General features: G+C 59.4%; 1 protein-coding gene. It reads right to left on the bottom strand.

Annotated elements, in window-relative coordinates:
• Nucleotides 1-112: 112 nt before the first annotated feature.
• The coding region (locus AC1DO7_RS41500) for a recombinase family protein (RefSeq protein ID WP_477117607.1) at nt 113-470 on the bottom strand (358 nt) is incomplete at its 5' end.

Here is a 470-nt window from a genome sequence, read left to right as displayed (position 1 = left end):
GTCATTGTCACGCGGTTGCCAGCGGTCAGCGGTAGAGAAGACATGGTTGGTTCCCATCCTTTAGTCATGGGTCATAGGACAAGGGCGGCTTCCGGTCAAGCTGGTGACTACATCATGGCGTGACTTGTATGTCGCCCATCGCCGCCTCCCGCACCCGCATAATCGTTTGCCTGCTGGTCTTCATGTCGCGTGCTATCTGGGCAACGGGAGCACCAGCATTCAAGCGTTCCAACACCACGGCACGCTGTTCTTCGGATAAGGCTGATGGCCTGCCGAATACCTTGCCTTCAGCCTGCGCCCGACGAATGCCAGCCTGCGTCCGTTCAATCAAAAGGTCGCGTTCGAATTCGGCCACGGCATTGATGACTTGCATGGTCATCTTCCCTGCCGGGCTGGTGAGGTCCACACCACCGAGCGCCAAGCAGTGAACGCGGACCCCGGCAGCTTCCAGACGGTCCACCGTGGTTCGC

Source organism: Cupriavidus sp. 05N40 (assembly GCF_056397305.1).
Note: the sequence above shows the minus strand (reverse complement) of the source record. Positions and strands in the feature narration are given on the sequence as shown.